This window comes from Ruegeria sp. CDSB113 (assembly GCF_059611045.1).
In genome coordinates this window covers 32,274-49,876 of the sequence record NZ_JBXWOU010000002.1, presented here as the reverse complement: position 1 = coordinate 49,876, position 17,603 = coordinate 32,274, and the positions used below count along the sequence as shown (strand labels likewise).

Here is a 17,603-nt window from a genome sequence, read left to right as displayed (position 1 = left end):
CCGCCACCTCAGTGTGAGAAAGGTTCTGTAATGCTCTATTGGTTGACCGCCCTGTCGGACGGAGGGGATTTTTTCAACCTCTTCCGCTATATTACGTTCCGCGCAGGCGGCGCCTTTCTGACTGCGCTGATTTTCGGTTTTCTCTTTGGCAAACCGCTGATCAACGTGCTGCGCAAAAAGCAGGGCAAGGGCCAGCCGATCCGGGATGACGGGCCAGAAGGTCATTTTTCGAAGGCGGGTACACCGACGATGGGCGGGCTGCTGATCGTGGGCGCGCTGATGACATCGACCTTGGTGTGGGCGCGGTGGGACAATCCCTATGTCTGGATGGTTCTGTTTGTAACGCTGGCCTATGCGGCGATCGGATTTGCTGATGACTATGCGAAGGTGTCGAAACAGAACACCAAGGGCGTTTCGGGTAAAATGCGCATGGCACTGGGAGTTATCATCGCAGTTCTGGCCTCGGCCTGGGCTACGCTGCACCATCCCGAGGCCCTTCAGAACCAGCTGGCGCTGCCCATTTTCAAGGATACACTGATCAATCTGGGCATGTTCTACATACCCTTCTCGATCGTAGTGATCGTAGGTGCAGCCAACGCTGTGAACCTGACCGATGGTCTGGATGGTCTGGCCATCATGCCGGCGATGATTGCGGCTTCGACGCTGGGGGTGATTGCTTATGCCGTTGGACGGGTCGACTTTACCGAATATCTGGACGTGCATTACGTGCCCGGAACAGGTGAGATATTCGTCTTTACTTCGGCCCTGTTCGGTGCCGGTCTTGGCTTCCTTTGGTACAACGCGCCACCTGCTGCGGTGTTCATGGGCGACACCGGATCGCTGGCGCTGGGCGGTGCATTGGGTGCCATTGCGGTAGCCACCAAGCACGAACTGGTACTGGCGATCGTAGGAGGTTTGTTCGTGGTCGAAGCGCTGAGCGTGATCATCCAGGTGCTGTATTTCAAGCGCACCGGGCGGCGTGTGTTCCTGATGGCGCCGATTCATCACCATTACGAGAAAAAGGGCTGGGCCGAGCCGACGATTGTGATCCGGTTCTGGATCATCTCGCTGATCCTGGCAATGATCGGTCTGGCAACGCTGAAAGTCCGGTAGAACTCCCGTCAGGTTCGGCGGACCTGCGGTCCACCTGTCACCTGTTGGGCCCGGCTCGCGCTGACGCGCGAGCCTTTCGCCACCCTTGCCATCGGTGATTTCTTCGGTGCAGTGTGGCGGCCAAATTTAAGTCAATAAAAGGTGGGCAGTATGATCCCGGTCAAAGGGTTTTCAGGGCAGAAGGTTGCGGTTCTGGGGCTTGGCCGGTCGGGGCTGGCCACGGCGCGTGCCCTGCAGGCAGGCAAAGCTGAGCCTGTGTGTTGGGATGACAATCCTGCCGCCCGAGAAGTGGCCGAGGCTGAAGGGTTCGTCTGTGCCGATCTGCGCCGTCATGGAGCATTTGACGATATCGCCACGCTGATCGTTTCGCCCGGTATTCCTCATCTCTATCCTGACCCTAATCCAATTGTGGCTGCGGCGCTTGAGGCCGGTGTCCCGGTCGATAACGACATCGGGCTGTTTTTCCGATCCTTTGCAGGGCCTGAGTGGAACAATTATGACTCACCGCCGCGTGTGATCGCAGTGACCGGGTCGAACGGGAAATCGACCACCGCGGCTTTGATCCACCATATCCTGAACGAAGCCGGGCGCGAGGTGCAGCTGGCGGGTAATATCGGGCGTGGGGTGCTGGATATTGATCCGGGCGGCGACGGTTCGGTCGTTGTGCTGGAACTGTCCAGCTATCAGACAGAACTGGCCCGCGCCCTGACCCCGGACGTGGCCGTTTTCACCAACCTGTCGCCCGACCATCTTGACCGCCACGGCGGGATGGGGGGCTATTTCGCCGCCAAGCGACGGCTGTTCGCCGAAGGTGGCCCGGATCGCGCCGTGATTGGCATTGACGAGAAAGAGGGCGCGTTTCTGGCTGGTCAGCTGGCCGAAGGCCGCGCCGATGATCGGGTCATCCGCGTATCGGTTGCGCGCCAACTGACGGGACCAGGATGGCAGGTGTTTGCCCGCAAAGGGTTCTTGTCGGAATACCGCAAGGGACGGCAAGCGGGTTCGATTGACCTGCGCGGAATCACGGGCCTTCCCGGCGCGCATAACCACCAAAACGCCTGTTCGGCTTATGCCGCCTGTCGCGCGCTGGGGCTGGCACCGCGCGTGATCGAAGACGCGCTGCACAGCTATCCGGGCCTGCCGCATCGCAGTCAGATCATTGCCGAGGTGGGCGGTGTTACTTATGTGAATGACTCAAAAGCCACCAATGTGGACAGCGCTCTCAAGGCGTTGAGCGCCTTCAGGAAGGTCCGCTGGGTCTGTGGGGGGCTTGAGAAGGAAGGCGGTGTTGCCGCTCTGAACGCAGCCGCTGACCAGGTGGTCAAAGCTTATGTCATTGGTCGCGAGGCCGCGAATTTCGCCATGCAACTTAAGGCCGATGCGCTGGTTTGCACCACCATGTCCGAGGCTGTTGAGCAAGCCATGAAGGATGCCCAACCCGGCGAGACAGTCCTGCTTGCGCCAGCCGCGGCCAGTTTCGACCAATACGACAATTTCGAGCAGCGCGGAGAGGACTTTGTAGCGGAAGTCAGGCAACGGCTTCCGGAATAGCCATTTGCAATAGACCGCCGGTTGGGCCAAGCTGCGATGCTATCAGCTTGACGCGCCATCATTATTGGTTTTGCTTGCCTGCAAATTCAACACGAGGTTATGACTATGCCATTTCGTAAGTTTTCTCTGATCCTGCCTGCCATTCTCGTTGCCGGTGCCTGCACCAACACAGGTGCCAATTATCAACCAATCGTCGACGGCCCGATCGGCCCGAACTACAACGTAGACCTTCAGCAGTGCCAACAACTGGCGGCATCACAAGCCAGCGTTGATGGCTCTACCGCAGGAAACGCAGCGATAGGCGCGGCAGGTGCGGCGGCTGTAACCGGGATTGTTCAGGACAGCAGCGACAATCTGGGCCGTGCGGCAGTTGCCGGTGCGCTTGTTGGCGCCGGCGCAGACGTGATCAACAAGAACCAAAACAAAGAAGTTATCGTGCGCAACTGCATGCGCGGACGTGGCTACAACGTCGTCGGCTAACTCTGCCCGGCGATTGCAATTCCTGCGGCGTGGCCCGAGGACCACGCCCATTGGAAGTTGTAACCGCCCAGCCAGCCGGTGACATCCACCGCTTCGCCAATCGCATAGAGGCCGGGGACATCCCTGGCCTCCATCGTTTTTGACGACAGGTTATCAGTGTCGATCCCGCCCAGCGTCACCTCGGCTGTACGATACCCTTCGGTGCCCGAGGGGGTAAGCTGCCAGTTGGACAGGGCTGCGATCAATTCGGACAGCGCGGCATCCGACTGATCGGCCAGGTTGCCTGACATAGGGATATGATGGCTCAGGTGCTCGACCAGACGCCCGGGCAGGTGGCGCGCCAGTTCCGTGGTCAGCGCCTTGCGTCCACCGCTTTGCCGCTGATCACGCAGCAAATCAAACAGCGGCAGATCCGGGATCAGGTTTGCGCGGATCGCCTCGCCTTCGCGCCAATAGGAAGACAACTGCAGAACCGATGGTCCACTAAGCCCGCGATGGGTGAACAGCAGAGCCTCGTCAAAGCTGGTCCGGTCATTCGACAGCCGCGCGGGTAGGGATACGCCGGACAGGTCCTTGAACTTGCCATCCGAAAACGTAAACGGCACGAGCGCGGCCCGCGTTTCGGTTAACGTCAGTCCGAACTGGCGCGCAATGTCGTAGGCCAGCCCGGTCGCCCCCATCTTTGGGATCGACTTGCCGCCAGTGGCCAGCACGAGGTTGGTGCAGCTCAGGTTATGCCGCTGCCCTTCACGTTCGAGGTCCACAGAAAATCCGCAATCGGTCTTGCGCAAGTCTTTTACCTCGGCCCGAACCCACAATTCGGCCTCGGCACGCTCGATCTCATCCAGCAACATCTGAATGATCTGTTTTGACGATCCGTCGCAGAACAGTTGCCCCAGCGTTTTCTCATGCCACGCGATGCCGTGTCGGTCGACCAGATCAATGAAATCCCACTGCGTGTACCGCGCCAGCGCGGATTTGCAGAAATGCGGATTCTGCGACAGGAAGTTTCCCGGTCCCGCATACATGTTGGTGAAGTTGCAGCGCCCACCGCCCGAGATACGAATTTTCTCTCCGGCAGCCTGGGCGTGGTCGATCACCATAACGCGCCCGCCGCAATGGGCGGCGCACATCATACCGGCTGCACCGGCACCAAGGATGATTGTGTCATAGGTCATGTGCTGCGCATGGCTTGGATCGCAAAGGAAGGCAAGGGGTCAAAGCCTCAGATGAACGATCCAGAATTTTGTCTTGAGCTCAACCTAGCTTGAGGAATTACAAGCAAGTTTATGACGCCAAACAGTGCAGTGCTTTTGAGGGTGCTTAAATGGATTTGGAAAACTACTTAAACAGAATAGCGTATTCGGGCGACCTAAAGCCAGATCGGGCGACGCTCGACAATCTCTTCGCGGCCCAACTAAGGATGGTTGCTTTCGAAAACATGGATCAACAATTGGGGGTTCCGGTTTCGTTTGATCAGAACGACGTGTTTGAAAAAGTCGTTACGCGGAAACGCGGCGGATGGTGTTTTGAGCTAAACTCTCTTTTCAGTTGGGTACTGCAGGAAATCGGATTTCAGGTGTCATATCTGGCTGGATACGTCGGCCCGGACAAACCTTCTCCAGATCAGGCACCGGATCATATGCTTTTGAAGGTCAAGTGCGATGAACATTTGCTTGTTGATGTTGGATTTGGTGGCGCGATGTCTACTCCAATCCCGCTGGAACCATTCACGGGATTGCAGCAGCCCTACAGTATTTCGCTAACCGCCCAGCGTGATGGCTTTGTTCAATATTCAGAAAGCGCAGGCGGAGGGGAAACAGGCTATTGGTTTACTCAGAAAAGTGTCGAACCAAGCGTGTTTTATTCTGCCAGTCGACATTTGCAGACCGATCCCAACTCGCCATTTCTACGCACCCTGACCGCGCAAAGGCGTTATACCAACAGGCATATTATACTACGCGGTCTGGTGATGAGGACGATTGATACTATGGGAATACGTGAGGAAACCGTTTCGACACCAAAGGAGTTGGTTGACTGCCTGAAGTATGACTTTGGCCTGAATGTCCCGGCGGTTGCTGAAGTCTGGCCCAAGATCAAGAAACGTCATGACGTGCTCTTTCATGATAAAGTGCGGTAGGTGTTCCGCCGCTCAGCCGCAACGATGAGCAGATTTCTCCATCCTTATTCATTCCGCTAGCCCAAACGCAAAAATGCCTGTAGACTCTCAATCAGATCCCGAAAAACGGGACGTTAACGAGGCAGATAGTGGCGGTATCTCATGACTGAGATGGTGTATGGCGCGGTCCAGGACCAGCGCGGAGAACCGATTCTTCCAAAGTGGTGGCGGACGATTGATCGCTGGACGATGTCCTGCGTTTTGATCCTTTTTGTCATCGGGCTGCTCTTGGGGCTGGCCTCATCGCCGCCGCTGGCTGGCCGCAACGGGTTTGATCCGTTCCACTATGTCGAACGGCAGGCGCTGTTCGGCGGGCTGGCGCTGATTGCGATGCTGCTGACGTCGATGATGTCGCCGACTTTGGTGCGCCGTTTGGCAGTACTTGGGTTCCTTGCCTCGTTTGTGGCGCTGGCTTTTCTGCCCGTCTTCGGAACGGATTTCGGAAAAGGGGCAGTGCGTTGGTACTCGTTGGGTTTTGCATCTCTGCAGCCGTCGGAATTTCTGAAACCCGGATTTGTTGTCGTGGCCGCGTGGCTGCTGGCTGCGTCGCAGCAGATCAACGGCCCTCCGGGTCGGTTGTGGTCATTTGCGCTGTGTATTGCGATTGTGGCGATGCTGGTTTTGCAACCTGACTTCGGCCAGGCCTGCCTGATCCTGTTTGGATGGGGTGTGATGTACTTTGTGGCCGGTGCGCCGATGCTGCTGCTGGTTGGCATGGCGGGCGTCGTTGTCCTAGGTGGTATGTTCGCCTATTCGAATTCGGAACACTTTGCCCGCCGTATTGATGGCTTCCTGAACCAGGAGGTCGACCCGACCACCCAGCTTGGCTATGCCACGAACGCCATCCGCGAAGGCGGTCTGTTCGGTGTCGGCGTGGGTGAGGGACAGGTGAAATGGTCCTTGCCCGATGCCCATACGGATTTCATCATCGCGGTTGCGGCCGAAGAATACGGGCTGATCCTGGTGCTGATCATCATCGCGCTTTATTCACTGATCGTTGTACGCTCGCTACTGCGGCTGATGCGCGAGCGCGATATGTTCATTCGTCTGGCCGGGACTGGCCTGGCCTGCATGTTTGGCGTTCAGGCCATGATCAACATGGGCGTGGCCGTGCGCCTGCTGCCTGCCAAGGGCATGACGCTGCCTTTTGTCAGCTATGGTGGGTCGTCGCTGATTGCGGGCGGCATCGCTGTCGGCATGTTGCTGGCCTTTACCAGAAGCCGCCCGCAGGGCGAACTTGGCGATATTCTGCGCGGAAGAGGATAATGGGGAAACCTTACCTGTTGATTGCGGCTGGCGGCACCGGGGGCCACATGTTCCCGGCGCAGGCGTTGGCCGAAGCGATGCTGAATAAAGGCTGGCGCGTGCGCCTGTCCACGGATGAGCGCGGCGCGCGCTACACTGGCGCCTTTCCGCAAACGGTCGAAATTGTCGAGGTGGCCTCTGCCACTTTCGCGCGCGGCGGGCTGGCGGCTAAGGCATTGGTCGGCCCTAGGATTGCCGGCGGTGTTAGCAGCATGGCATTCCAGATGATGCGGGACAAACCGGACGTTGTCGTGGGCTTTGGCGGATACCCGTCGATCCCGGCTTTGGGGGCCGCGACGATGTTGAAAGTTCCGCGCATGATCCACGAACAGAATGGGGTTCTGGGGCGCGTGAACCAATTGTTTGCCACGCGTGTTGCCAACGTCGCCTGTGGTGTCTGGCCGACCGATCTGCCCGAAGGGGCCAATGGAATCCACACCGGAAATCCGGTCCGCGCTGCCGTGCTTGAGCGCGAGGCCGCAGGTTACATCCCGCCGGGCGACTATCCTATGTCTATTCTGGTTATGGGCGGCAGTCAGGGCGCGCGCATTCTCAGCGATATTGTCCCTGGCGCGATTGCTGCCTTGCCTGACGACCTGCGCAGCCACATCCGTGTCGCACACCAGGCCCGCGACGAAGACGGGGAGCGTGTTACGGCGTTCTATGCCGAACATGGCATTCGGGTCGAGGTCAAACCTTTCTTTGACGACGTTCCGCGTCGCATGTCGGATGCACAACTTGTCATCAGCCGGTCCGGCGCATCCAGTGTGGCGGATATCTCGGTCATCGGACGTCCATCGATCCTGATCCCGTTTGCCGCCGCAGCAGGCGACCATCAGACCGCCAATGCGCGAGGTTTGGTTCAGGCAGGCGGCGCGATCATGATCCCGGAAAACGCACTTGACGTTCCCGCGCTTGCAGAGCAAATCAGCGCCGTTCTTACCAACCCCGAAGCCGCCCAAAAGATGGCCCATGCCGCCCTCTCGACCGGTGCGCCCGACGCGACTGAACGTCTGACGGCCCTTGTCGAACAACTGGCGCAGAAGGAGACCACATGAATCCTGCAACCAAACTGCCGCAAGACGTAGGGTCGATTCACTTTGTGGGGATCGGCGGGATCGGGATGTCGGGCATTGCCGAAGTTCTTCTGAACCTGGGCTACCGCGTGCAGGGGTCAGACCTGAAGGCGTCCAAGATCACTGATCGTCTTGCGAGCCTTGGGGCTGAGATATTTGTCGGCCAGCGTGCCGAAAACCTGGAAAACGCGGCCGTTGTTGTGGTGTCGACCGCGATCAAGCCGGGTAACCCCGAGCTGGACGGCGCCCGGGCGCAAGGTCTGCCCGTCGTTCGCCGTGCCGACATGCTGGCCGAGCTGATGCGCCTGAAATCCAACATCGCCATTGCCGGAACGCACGGCAAGACCACCACGACCACCATGATGGCCGAGCTGATGGTAGCCGGCGATTTCGATCCGACCGTCATCAATGGCGGCATCATCCACGCCTACGGCTCGAACGCACGGATGGGGCAGGGTGAATGGATGGTGGTCGAGGCCGACGAATCCGACGGCTCGTTCAACCGACTGCCCGCGACCATTGCTATTGTTACGAATATCGACCCCGAGCATATGGAACACTGGGGTGACTTCGACCAATTGCGTGACGGGTTTTATGAGTTCGTCTCGAACCTGCCATTCTACGGTCTGGCTGTGTGCTGCACGGATCACGCCGAAGTGCAGACGTTGGTTGGACGTATCACCGACCGCCGGGTCCGGACCTATGGGTTCAACGCGCAGGCCGATGTGCGCGCCTTGAACCTGACCTACAAGGGCGGCGTGGCGCACTTCGACATCCACCTTCAATACGAAGATAAGATGATCGAGGGCTGCACATTGCCGATGCCCGGCGACCACAATGTCTCGAACGCGCTGTCTGCCGTGGCCGTCGCCCGACATCTGGGTATGAAGGCCTCGGAAATCCGTGATGCGCTGGCCAATTTTGGTGGCGTCAACCGCCGCTTCACCAAGGTCGGAGAAATCGACGGCGTTACCATCATCGACGATTACGGCCACCACCCGGTTGAAATCGCAGCCGTTCTCAAGGCTGCGCGCCAGGCAAGCGAAGGCCGGGTCATCGCCGTGCACCAACCGCACCGGTACTCGCGCCTGTCCAATCTGTTTGACGATTTCTGCACCTGCTTCAATGACGCGGACGTTGTCGCCATAGCCGATGTTTTCTCTGCCGGAGAAGACCCGATCGAAGGAGCCAGTAGAGATGATCTTGTGCAGGGCCTGATCCGCCACGGCCACCGCCACGCGCGTGCATTGCTGAACGAAAACGATCTGGAGCGCCTTGTGCGCGAACAGGCCCGCCCCGGCGACATGGTCGTCTGTCTCGGCGCTGGTACGATCAGCACTTGGGCCAACGGGCTGCCAGAAAGGCTGCGACAAAAGCAAGCCGTTTGATAGAATGGACTCTCTAGCATTGCAACTTTAAAGTGTGATGTTGCAGTTGCAGCAATGATCGTCCTCGGAGGGGCAGTTGGTATATTCAGTGCTTTTTGCTGGCTTGTGGGTTTTGGCCTCAACGGTCGTGGCCATGCTGCCGATGCGCCTGCAATTTCCGCCGGGCGTTGTGCTGTTCATTTCTGCACCTGCGCTAATCGTCTGGTTGGGCCATGACTTTGGCTGGTTTTTCTCGGTGCTGGCCTTTGCGGCCTTTGCATCCATGTTCCGCAATCCCATCCGGTATTACTGGCGTCGCTGGACCGGGCAGGAGGTCGAGGAATGAACTGGTCAATCGCTCTTGCCGCGCTTTGGGGAATTTCGGCGAATGTGCTGGCGATGATCCCCAGCAATGACAACCACTGGACCCGCGCCTATGTCTTGATCGCTGTTGGGATCCCAATACTGGGTTACGTCACCTTGCAAAACGGCCCGTGGATCGGGCTGATCGTTCTGGCCGCAGGTATGTCTGTGTTGCGTTGGCCGGTGATCTATCTGGGGCGGTGGGTGCGGCGGATAATTGGGTCTGCTCCGTAATGGATGCATCTTGCGTTATGCGTCAGAATCCGCGATCTAGCCGACATGACAGCGCTTCCGACACCGCGCGGTAAACTCACCGAGTGCCGTAAACTGAACGATCTGACATGGCTGCGTGTTGGTGGTCCTGCGGACTACCTATTCCAGCCTGCCGATATTGAAGACTTGCAGGATTTCCTCCGTCATCTGCCTGCAGGGACTCCAATCTTTCCCATGGGCGTCGGTTCAAACCTGATCGTTCGCGATGGCGGTTTGCGCGCGGTTGTGATCCGATTGGGGCGCGGGTTCAATGCTATCTCAGTTGAGGGAAACATCGTCACCGCCGGAGCAGCCGCGTTGGATGCGCATGTGGCGCGCAAGGCTGCGGATGTGGGCGTAGACCTGACTTTTTTGCGCACTATCCCGGGCTCAATCGGCGGAGCGGTGCGGATGAACGCAGGGTGTTATGGCAGCTACACGGCAGACGTGCTGCGCAAGGCGACGATTGTCACCCGGCAGGGAGAGCTTTTGGACCTGACGCCTGAGCATCTGAATTTCCGTTATCGCCAATCCGATCTGCCCGAAGGCGCGGTGCTGATCTCGGCCACTTTCGAAGGTCCATCCGGCGATCCGGAAGGGCTGCACGCCCGGATGTCGGCGCAGTTGCAAAAACGTGACGAAACCCAGCCGACCAAAGATCGCAGCGCCGGGTCAACCTTCCGCAATCCGGCTGGGTTTTCCTCGACGGGCCGTGCGGATGATGTGCACGACCTCAAGGCGTGGAAGGTCATTGACGATGCGGGCATGCGCGGCGCGGCGCGCGGCGGCGCACAGATGAGCGAAAAGCACTCGAACTTCCTGATCAATACCGGTGGTGCCTCTGCCGCGGACCTCGAAGGTCTGGGCGAAGAGGTGCGAAAAAAGGTTTACGAAACAAGCGGCATCACGCTAGAGTGGGAAATCATGCGGGTCGGTGATCCGCTGACAGAATAAAGCCCTGACCGTCAGACCATAACAGGCAAATTAAGGCGACGGATCAAGGAGATAAACGCAGTACGGACCACCACATAAGGTCCGGGGACATTGAGGCGCACGTTGGGTATGTCGAGCAGGACAAACCCCAAAGTGGCGGTATTGATGGGTGGACCCTCGAAGGAACGCGAGGTGTCTCTCAGCTCTGGGCGCGAATGCGCGGCCGCCCTTGTGGGAGAAGGCTTTGAAGTAGTTGAGCTGGACGCAGGTCCTGACCTCTATGCGCGCCTTTTGGAAATCAAACCAGACGTTGTCTTTAACGCCCTGCATGGCCGCTGGGGCGAGGATGGCTGCGTTCAGGGCCTGCTGGAATGGATGCGCATTCCGTACACGCACTCTGGTGTTCTGGCCTCGGCGCTGGCGATGGACAAGCAGCGCAGCAAAGAGGTGTTTGAGGCCGAGGGCCTACCCGTTGTTGCCAGCGTGATCGTACCCAAGGTCGAGGTGGTTAAGGCTCATGTGATGGAGCCCCCTTACGTGGCCAAGCCCAACAACGAAGGCTCCAGCGTTGGGATCTACATCGTGCATGAAGGGTCCAATGGCCCTCCGCAACTGTCGGATGAAATGCCCGATCAGGTGATGGTCGAGAAATACATTGCAGGGCGCGAGCTGACCGTAACGGTGATGAACGACAAGGCCGTAACGGTTACCGAGATCATGACCGATGGCGGTTGGTACGATTATGACGCCAAGTATAAGCCCGGCGGATCGTGGCATGTTTTGCCCGCTGACGTACCGACTGAGATTTTTGACCTGTGCATGGACTACGCATTGCGCGCTCATTCTGCACTGGGATGCAAGGGCGTAAGCCGTACGGATTTCCGCTGGGATGACAGTATGGGTGCCGATGGGCTTTTCCTGCTCGAGACCAATACTCAGCCCGGCATGACGCCGACGTCGCTGGTGCCTGAACAGGCCGCGCATATGGGTATGAGTTTCGGGCAGCTCTGCGCCTGGATGGTGGAGGACGCATCATGCGACCGCTAAGAGCCACCCGAGCGCCTGTGGTTCACCGCCCCAAGCAACTGACCGGTCCCGATGCTGATTTCGAATCCGGCGCACATACCGGAGCCGAACCCAAATTGCGGCTGCGTGGGATTTTTGGTGGCAAGGGCGATCGCCTCGACCCAGCCCCGTCTCGTCTCAGCTACCGCTTGCAACGCTGGATGCTAACGCGGGGCGTTCGGCGTAGCCTGAAGTTTGGCCTGCCGGTGCTTGCGGTTTGCGCCGCAATTGGCATCTATTTCGGCTCGCAGGAACGTCGTGATGCGTTGGTAGCCTATGTCATCGACATCAAGACCTCGATCCAGCAACGGCCTGAATTCATGGTCAATCTGATGGCGATTGACGGGGCAGGGACCAACCTGTCCGAGGATATCCGTGAGGTTGTGCCGCTGGATTTCCCCGTCAGTTCATGGGACTTGGACGTTGAGCAAATTCGCGACACGATCACAGGATTGAATCCGGTCAAGTCCGCCACCGTGCGGGTACGCCCTGGCGGTATTCTGCAGGTGGATGTTGTCGAGCGTCAGCCCGTCATCGTCTGGCGTACGCGCCATGGGATCGAATTGCTGGATGAGACCGGCGCCCATGTGGAACGCATCGCGTCGCGCAAGGATCACTCTAATTTACCTCTGATCGCGGGCAAAGGTGCAGACGGTCACGTGGGTGAGGCGCTTGAATTGCTGACAACCGCCCGCAGCCTAGGCGGCCGTGTGCGCGGGCTGGTCCGGATTGGTGAGCGTCGCTGGGACCTGGTTATGGACCGCGGCCAGCGCATCATGTTGCCGACCGAGCGCCCCGTACGCGCGTTGGAACGCGTTTTGGCCGTGAATGAGGTGCAGGACCTTTTGGAACGTGACGTGGCGGTGGTCGACATGCGCCTTGGGCAACGTCCGACGATAAGAATGACCAAAGCTGCCAGCGAAGACTGGTGGAATACAAAAGTGACAGTGGGTAGCGAGCAGTAACGACCATGATGACCGATCTTTATCAGTCCCAGCGTGCCATGCGGCAGATGCGCAGACAAGCCATGCAACGCGGTGTTGTCGCCATTCTTGATGTTGGCAGCTCCAAGATTGCCTGTCTTGTACTGCGCTTTGACGGGACCGGCCGCCTGAGCGAGGACAACACCATCGGGTCGATGGCCGGGCAGACCGGCTTTCGTGTGATTGGTGCTGCGACCACACGGTCGCGGGGCGTTCAATTTGGCGAAGTCACCGCCATGCAAGAAACCGAACGGGCGATCCGAACCGCCCTGCAGGCGGCGCAAAAGATGGCCGATATCCGGGTCGATCATGTGATTGCCAGCTTCTCGGGTGCGAACCCGCGCTCTTACGGGTTGGACGCGCAGGTCGATCTTGAGGGTCAGGTCGTGACCGAGGCAGAGGTTGGCCGTGTCCTGAACGCCTGTGATGTGCCGGATTACGGGGCAGGGCGCGAGGTGTTGCATGCCCAACCGGTAAACTTCGCTTTGGACAACCGCTCAGGTCTGATCGACCCGCGCGGCCAAATGGGGCAGAGCCTTGCCGTCGACATGCACATGCTGACCGTCGACGCAACTGCGATCCAAAACATCGTGCGCTGCATCAAACGCTGCGATCTGGAATTGGCCGGAATTGCAAACTCGGCCTATGTGTCTGGTGTTTCCGCCTTAGTCGAGGATGAGCAGGAACTGGGCGCGGCCTGTATCGACATGGGTGGCGGCACGACCAGCGTGTCGATCTTTATGAAAAAGCACATGATCTATGCCGATTGCGTGCGCATGGGTGGCGATCACGTAACCTCGGACATTTCGATGGGGTTGGGTATCCCGGCCTCGGTGGCTGAGCGGATTAAAACCTTTAACGGCGGGGTTCACGCAACTGGCGCGGATGATCGGGACCTGATCGACATCGGTGGGGATACTGGCGACTGGGAACATGATCGCCGCACCGTCAGCCGTGCTGAACTGATCGGGATTATGCGTCCCCGTGTGGAAGAGATCCTTGAAGAGGTGCGTGTTCGTCTGGATGCCGCCGGGTTCGAGCACATGCCGAGCCAGCAGATCGTCCTGACCGGCGGCGGCAGCCAGATCATGGGACTGGACGGACTGGCCACCCGCATCCTTGGGCAGCGCGTCCGCCTTGGCCGGCCGCTGCGTGTGCATGGTCTACCGCAATCGGCGACCGGGCCGGGGTTCTCCTCCGCAGTGGGGCTTAGCCTGTTTGCAGCGCACCCACAGGACGAATGGTGGGACTTTGAAATCCCTGTCGACACCTATGCCGCGCGCCCGTTCAAGCGGGCCGTGCGTTGGTTCCGTGACAATTGGTAAGCTAGGGGTCGCAGCGCTGCTGGCCCTGACACCGCTGACCACTCAGGCGCAAACCCGGATCACCCCCGAGGCATTTCTGGATGCGGTTCTGGGCAAAACCGTCGACTTTCATGACTTTCGCAGCGGCGACCTTGTTGGCACCGAAGAATTTCTCAGCTCCACCGTGTCGGTTTGGCGCCGAGAAGGAAGAGGGTGCGTTTATGGGCATATCACAACGCCGAACGGGCAAATCTGTTTTCTCTATGATGATGAAGTCGAAGGGCCAGCCGTGTGTTGGTGGCCTTTCGAATATAAGGGCAGGTTGATGGTGCGACTGGCCACTTTTGCGGACAGCGAAATCCAGGACGTGCGCAGCATCACCGAGGACGGTCTGAATTGTCCAAGTGCCCCGATCAGCTAAAGAAATGGGTTGCAGCTGACTCGTTTATCCCGCAAGATATCCACAAGGCCCGACAGAGGCCCGCGGCAGGACCTGAGCAGTTTTCCGCAGTTTGACAGTTTATGAGTCCCTTTGGTGATGCGTCGGTTGAGTGCCGCGCGCAAATCGCCTGTTTTGTGCTACATTGAGTTCTTTACGCAACATCTGGCGGTATTTGCGAAATACTGCCGGTCAGCGCCTTATTTCCTCCATATTTTGTGGAATTGCGCGATTTTTGGCGTGACGTTTGCCGTTTCAAACGGTAGGATTGTTAGTGGATAGGTAAGAAAAACACCGCTTTGGCGGGAACAAAAAAACAGGCGGACAGAGCATGACATTGAATCTTTCGATGCCCGGGCACGACGAACTGAAGCCTCGGATCACAGTATTTGGCGTTGGTGGTGCAGGCGGCAACGCTGTCAACAACATGATTGAGAAACAGCTGGACGGCGTCGATTTTGTGGTCGCCAACACCGATGCGCAGGCACTGCAACAAAGCCAGTCCTCGGCACGGGTTCAACTGGGCGTGAAAGTCACCGAAGGTCTGGGGGCAGGGGCCCGTCCGACCGTGGGTGCGGCAGCAGCCGAAGAAAGCATTGAACAGATCGTTGATCACCTGGCCGGCGCGCATATGTGCTTTATCACCGCCGGAATGGGCGGCGGTACTGGCACAGGCGCCGCTCCGATCATCGCGCAGGCCGCGCGGGAATTGGGCGTTCTGACCGTTGGTGTTGTAACCAAACCCTTCCAGTTTGAGGGTGCCAAGCGGATGCGTCAGGCCGAAGACGGCGTTGAGATGCTGCAAAAGGTCGTCGACACTCTGATCATCATCCCGAACCAGAACCTCTTCCGTCTGGCCAACGAAAAGACTACGTTCACTGAGGCGTTCTCGATGGCGGACGATGTTCTCTATCAGGGCGTCAAAGGCGTGACCGATCTGATGGTCCGTCCGGGCCTGATCAACCTCGACTTTGCAGATGTTCGCGCCGTGATGGACGAGATGGGCAAAGCGATGATGGGAACAGGCGAGGCCACCGGCGAAGATCGCGCGGTCCAGGCCGCCGAGAAGGCGATCGCCAACCCACTGCTGGACGAAATCAGCCTCAAGGGTGCCAAGGGCGTTCTGATCAACATCACCGGCTCGCACGACCTGACCCTGTTCGAACTGGACGAAGCCGCCAACCGCATCCGCGAAGAAGTGGATCCCGAGGCCAACATCATCGTTGGCTCGACTCTGGATACCGTTATGGAAGGCGGCATGCGCGTATCGGTTGTCGCGACCGGTATCGATGCCAATGAAAAGCAGGAAGATGTCCCTGTCGCGCGTCGTTCAATGTCGGCACCGCTGACCCGCACCGTTTCGGCAGAAGAGTCGGTACAAGAAGAGGCTCCGGTTGCTGCGGAAGTCGCTGAGCAAGCGCCGCAGCAAGATATGATCCGCGAACCCTCGCTGTTTGAAGCGCCGGAAGAGCCTGCACAGCCGCAGTTCCAGTCGCGTGCCCGGCACGATGATGATGGTCTGCCTCCGCCGGCCTATCAGCCGCGCGTTGCCGAATTCGAACCGACCCCCGAACCGGTTGAGCCTGCGTCCGAAAACTATATCGCGCCGCAGCCTCAACCGGCAGCGGGAACACCGTCGCCCGAGGCGCTGCAGCGCTTGCAGGCCGCGGTCCAGAACGTTCCGCCGTCCGAGCGGAGCCCTTCGATGGCCCGACCCGCGACCCCACAGCCGACCCCTGTGCCGCAGGAAGAAGCGCATGATCGTCCCCGGTTTGGCTTTAACCGCCTGATCGACCGGATGACCGGCCACGCGGCAGATACTCCGGCGCAACCACCGCGTCAGCAGCCCGTTATGCGCCAATCTGACGCTACGGCACCTGCAAGGGATGAGGTCGACCCTGAACAGGACCGGATCGAAATTCCCGCCTTTTTGCGGCGCCAGGCCAACTGATCGCGGTAACAAAATGAATGCAGAGGGTCGCCAAATGGCGGCCCTTTTCTTTTGTTTTACAGATGCTTAATGGGGTGTAAGCAGGGATTTGCCGATCTGTCACATACATGTTTCATTCGGTTGCAAAGAGTGAGTTGAGCCTTGACGCCGCCTTCCTTAACTGAGTGTCCAACACGGCCAACCGAGGTCGGACACCACTCTTCGAGGTTTACCTTGCAACATACGCTCAAATCTCCGGTCACGTTTACAGGCGTCGGACTGCATAGCGGTAAGCCTGCGACGATGGTCCTGAAACCGGCCGCTGCCGGTCACGGCATCTGGTTTAAACGGACGGACATTGAGCTGGGCAATGCCCTTGTTCCTGCGATCTATGACGTGGTCGAGCGCACCCCGCTGTGCACCCGCCTGATCAACGACGCGGGTGTGTCTGTGTCCACGGTCGAGCACATCATGGCCGCGCTGGCCGGTTGCGGAATACATAACGCGCTGATCGAGATTGATGGTCCCGAAGTTCCGATCATGGACGGGTCTTCGATTGATTTCGTTCGCGGTATCATGGCGAAGGGCGTGCGTCGCCAGGCCAGCCCGGTTCTGGCCTATGAGGTTCTTAAGCCGGTGACCGCTGTGCGCGAAGGTGCAAGCGCATCGATTGCGCCTGCAAATGGTCTGATCATCGATTTCCATATCGACTTCGAAGATGGTGCCATCGGCAGCCAGACCAAGACGTTGGATATGCGCAACGGCTCGTTCGCACGTGAGCTGTGTGACTGCCGGACGTTCTGTCGCCGTACTGATGTTGAGGCGATGCGCGAAAACGGGCTGGCTTTGGGCGGTACGCTGGAAAATGCCGTCGTTGTTCAGGGTGATGAAGTCCTTACCCCGGGTGGTTTTCGCCACGCGGATGAGGCTGTGCGTCACAAGATGCTGGACGCCCTTGGTGACCTGTATTTGGCAGGCGGTCCGATCTTTGGTCACTTTACCGGTGACAAATCTGGCCATGCAATGACCAATACTCTGCTGCGCAAGCTGTTCGAAACACCGGGTGCCGTCCGTCCGATCCTGTGTACACCTGAACAGGCAGCCCGTCTTCCGGGGCAGGGCCTGGTCCGGGACGAAATCCCCGAAGTCGCCTGATTGGATCAACTCCGTCGACAATTCCGCGAACGGGCGCATAAGACGTTTTGCACCGGAATTTTATGTGCTAGACCTTGGCCTAAATCGGGGCTTAACCCCGTCAAGTAA

Annotated in this window: 17 protein-coding genes; 16 read left to right on the top strand and 1 reads right to left on the bottom strand. The window is 58.7% G+C overall.

Annotated elements, in window-relative coordinates; genetic code table 11:
* Positions 1 to 30: 30 nt before the first annotated feature.
* From mraY to AC2FIS_RS04650, 3 genes are all read left to right on the top strand, one after another.
* Positions 31 to 1,113, top strand: coding sequence for a phospho-N-acetylmuramoyl-pentapeptide-transferase (mraY, locus tag AC2FIS_RS04660; RefSeq protein ID WP_282151617.1), 1,083 nt, complete (start codon positions 31 to 33; stop codon positions 1,111 to 1,113).
* Between the two features lie 150 nt (positions 1,114 to 1,263).
* Entirely contained in the window at positions 1,264 to 2,664 is a 1,401-nt protein-coding gene (murD, locus tag AC2FIS_RS04655) for a UDP-N-acetylmuramoyl-L-alanine--D-glutamate ligase (RefSeq protein WP_496772148.1), read from the top strand.
* A gap of 99 nt (positions 2,665 to 2,763) precedes the next feature.
* A complete protein-coding gene (locus AC2FIS_RS04650) occupies positions 2,764 to 3,144 on the top strand; it encodes a glycine zipper family protein (protein WP_058274332.1) in 381 nt (126 codons plus the stop codon).
* Here AC2FIS_RS04650 and AC2FIS_RS04645 read toward each other — a convergent pair.
* Positions 3,141 to 4,322 carry a BaiN/RdsA family NAD(P)/FAD-dependent oxidoreductase gene (locus tag AC2FIS_RS04645; RefSeq protein ID WP_496772147.1) on the bottom strand — a complete coding sequence of 394 codons (1,182 nt, stop codon included), beginning with the start codon at positions 4,320 to 4,322 and terminating at the stop codon, positions 3,141 to 3,143. The two genes, AC2FIS_RS04650 and AC2FIS_RS04645, sit on opposite strands and share 4 nt — an antisense overlap.
* 149 nt (positions 4,323 to 4,471) lie before the next feature.
* On the opposite strand from AC2FIS_RS04645, the gene AC2FIS_RS04640 reads away from it, so the two are divergent.
* The 13 genes from AC2FIS_RS04640 to lpxC all read left to right on the top strand — a co-directional run bounded on the left by AC2FIS_RS04640 (position 4,472) and on the right by lpxC (position 17,495).
* Positions 4,472 to 5,284 carry an arylamine N-acetyltransferase family protein gene (locus AC2FIS_RS04640; RefSeq protein WP_496772146.1) on the top strand — a complete coding sequence of 271 codons (813 nt, stop codon included), beginning with the start codon at positions 4,472 to 4,474 and terminating at the stop codon, positions 5,282 to 5,284.
* Positions 5,285 to 5,425: 141 nt separating this feature from the next.
* Positions 5,426 to 6,589: a putative lipid II flippase FtsW gene (ftsW, locus tag AC2FIS_RS04635; protein WP_058279575.1), complete on the top strand. Its 1,164-nt coding sequence runs from the start codon at positions 5,426 to 5,428 to the stop codon at positions 6,587 to 6,589.
* Positions 6,589 to 7,686 carry a UDP-N-acetylglucosamine--N-acetylmuramyl-(pentapeptide) pyrophosphoryl-undecaprenol N-acetylglucosamine transferase gene (locus AC2FIS_RS04630; RefSeq protein ID WP_496772145.1) on the top strand — a complete coding sequence of 366 codons (1,098 nt, stop codon included), beginning with the start codon at positions 6,589 to 6,591 and terminating at the stop codon, positions 7,684 to 7,686. Before ftsW ends, AC2FIS_RS04630 begins: the two co-directional genes overlap by 1 nt.
* Positions 7,683 to 9,092, top strand: coding sequence for a UDP-N-acetylmuramate--L-alanine ligase (murC, locus tag AC2FIS_RS04625; protein ID WP_282119133.1), 1,410 nt, complete (start codon positions 7,683 to 7,685; stop codon positions 9,090 to 9,092). Before AC2FIS_RS04630 ends, murC begins: the two co-directional genes overlap by 4 nt.
* Before the next feature lie 76 nt (positions 9,093 to 9,168).
* Complete coding sequence (locus tag AC2FIS_RS04620) at positions 9,169 to 9,417, top strand: DUF2484 family protein (RefSeq protein ID WP_082649322.1); 249 nt, start codon at positions 9,169 to 9,171, stop codon at positions 9,415 to 9,417.
* Positions 9,414 to 9,668 carry a DUF2484 family protein gene (locus AC2FIS_RS04615; protein ID WP_496772144.1) on the top strand — a complete coding sequence of 85 codons (255 nt, stop codon included), beginning with the start codon at positions 9,414 to 9,416 and terminating at the stop codon, positions 9,666 to 9,668. The genes AC2FIS_RS04620 and AC2FIS_RS04615 overlap by 4 nt, the downstream gene beginning before the upstream one ends.
* A gap of 45 nt (positions 9,669 to 9,713) precedes the next feature.
* Positions 9,714 to 10,640 (top strand): UDP-N-acetylmuramate dehydrogenase, encoded by a 927-nt coding sequence (murB, locus tag AC2FIS_RS04610; protein ID WP_496772143.1) that lies wholly within the window; start codon positions 9,714 to 9,716, stop codon positions 10,638 to 10,640.
* Between the two features lie 108 nt (positions 10,641 to 10,748).
* Complete coding sequence (locus AC2FIS_RS04605; protein WP_496772142.1) at positions 10,749 to 11,666, top strand: D-alanine--D-alanine ligase; 918 nt, start codon at positions 10,749 to 10,751, stop codon at positions 11,664 to 11,666.
* Positions 11,654 to 12,649, top strand: coding sequence for a cell division protein FtsQ/DivIB (locus AC2FIS_RS04600; RefSeq protein ID WP_496772141.1), 996 nt, complete (start codon positions 11,654 to 11,656; stop codon positions 12,647 to 12,649). The genes AC2FIS_RS04605 and AC2FIS_RS04600 overlap by 13 nt, the downstream gene beginning before the upstream one ends.
* An 8-nt stretch (positions 12,650 to 12,657) precedes the next feature.
* Positions 12,658 to 13,992 carry a cell division protein FtsA gene (ftsA, locus tag AC2FIS_RS04595; protein ID WP_058279582.1) on the top strand — a complete coding sequence of 445 codons (1,335 nt, stop codon included), beginning with the start codon at positions 12,658 to 12,660 and terminating at the stop codon, positions 13,990 to 13,992.
* The gene (locus AC2FIS_RS04590) at positions 13,979 to 14,392 is read left to right on the top strand and encodes a hypothetical protein (protein ID WP_496772139.1); all 414 of its coding nucleotides are present in this window, start codon (positions 13,979 to 13,981) and stop codon (positions 14,390 to 14,392) included. The genes ftsA and AC2FIS_RS04590 overlap by 14 nt, the downstream gene beginning before the upstream one ends.
* A 349-nt stretch (positions 14,393 to 14,741) precedes the next feature.
* On the top strand, positions 14,742 to 16,361 hold the full coding sequence (gene ftsZ / locus AC2FIS_RS04585) for a cell division protein FtsZ (RefSeq protein ID WP_496772138.1): 1,620 nt from the start codon (positions 14,742 to 14,744) through the stop codon (positions 16,359 to 16,361).
* A 213-nt stretch (positions 16,362 to 16,574) separates the two neighbouring features.
* Positions 16,575 to 17,495, top strand: coding sequence for a UDP-3-O-acyl-N-acetylglucosamine deacetylase (gene lpxC / locus AC2FIS_RS04580; protein ID WP_113789279.1), 921 nt, complete (start codon positions 16,575 to 16,577; stop codon positions 17,493 to 17,495).
* Positions 17,496 to 17,603: the final 108 nt, after the last annotated feature.

Coding starts and splice junctions, on each gene's coding strand:
- AC2FIS_RS04650 (WP_058274332.1), top strand. CDS start 2,764: ATGACTATGCCATTTCGTAAGTTTTCTCTGATCCTGCCTGCCATTCTC.
- AC2FIS_RS04605 (WP_496772142.1), top strand. CDS start 10,749: ATGTCGAGCAGGACAAACCCCAAAGTGGCGGTATTGATGGGTGGACCC.
- murC (WP_282119133.1), top strand. CDS start 7,683: ATGAATCCTGCAACCAAACTGCCGCAAGACGTAGGGTCGATTCACTTT.
- AC2FIS_RS04630 (WP_496772145.1), top strand. CDS start 6,589: ATGGGGAAACCTTACCTGTTGATTGCGGCTGGCGGCACCGGGGGCCAC.
- ftsA (WP_058279582.1), top strand. CDS start 12,658: ATGACCGATCTTTATCAGTCCCAGCGTGCCATGCGGCAGATGCGCAGA.
- murD (WP_496772148.1), top strand. CDS start 1,264: ATGATCCCGGTCAAAGGGTTTTCAGGGCAGAAGGTTGCGGTTCTGGGG.
- AC2FIS_RS04645 (WP_496772147.1), bottom strand. CDS start 4,322: ATGACCTATGACACAATCATCCTTGGTGCCGGTGCAGCCGGTATGATG.
- ftsZ (WP_496772138.1), top strand. CDS start 14,742: ATGACATTGAATCTTTCGATGCCCGGGCACGACGAACTGAAGCCTCGG.
- mraY (WP_282151617.1), top strand. CDS start 31: ATGCTCTATTGGTTGACCGCCCTGTCGGACGGAGGGGATTTTTTCAAC.
- AC2FIS_RS04615 (WP_496772144.1), top strand. CDS start 9,414: ATGAACTGGTCAATCGCTCTTGCCGCGCTTTGGGGAATTTCGGCGAAT.
- murB (WP_496772143.1), top strand. CDS start 9,714: ATGACAGCGCTTCCGACACCGCGCGGTAAACTCACCGAGTGCCGTAAA.
- AC2FIS_RS04640 (WP_496772146.1), top strand. CDS start 4,472: ATGGATTTGGAAAACTACTTAAACAGAATAGCGTATTCGGGCGACCTA.
- AC2FIS_RS04600 (WP_496772141.1), top strand. CDS start 11,654: ATGCGACCGCTAAGAGCCACCCGAGCGCCTGTGGTTCACCGCCCCAAG.
- ftsW (WP_058279575.1), top strand. CDS start 5,426: ATGACTGAGATGGTGTATGGCGCGGTCCAGGACCAGCGCGGAGAACCG.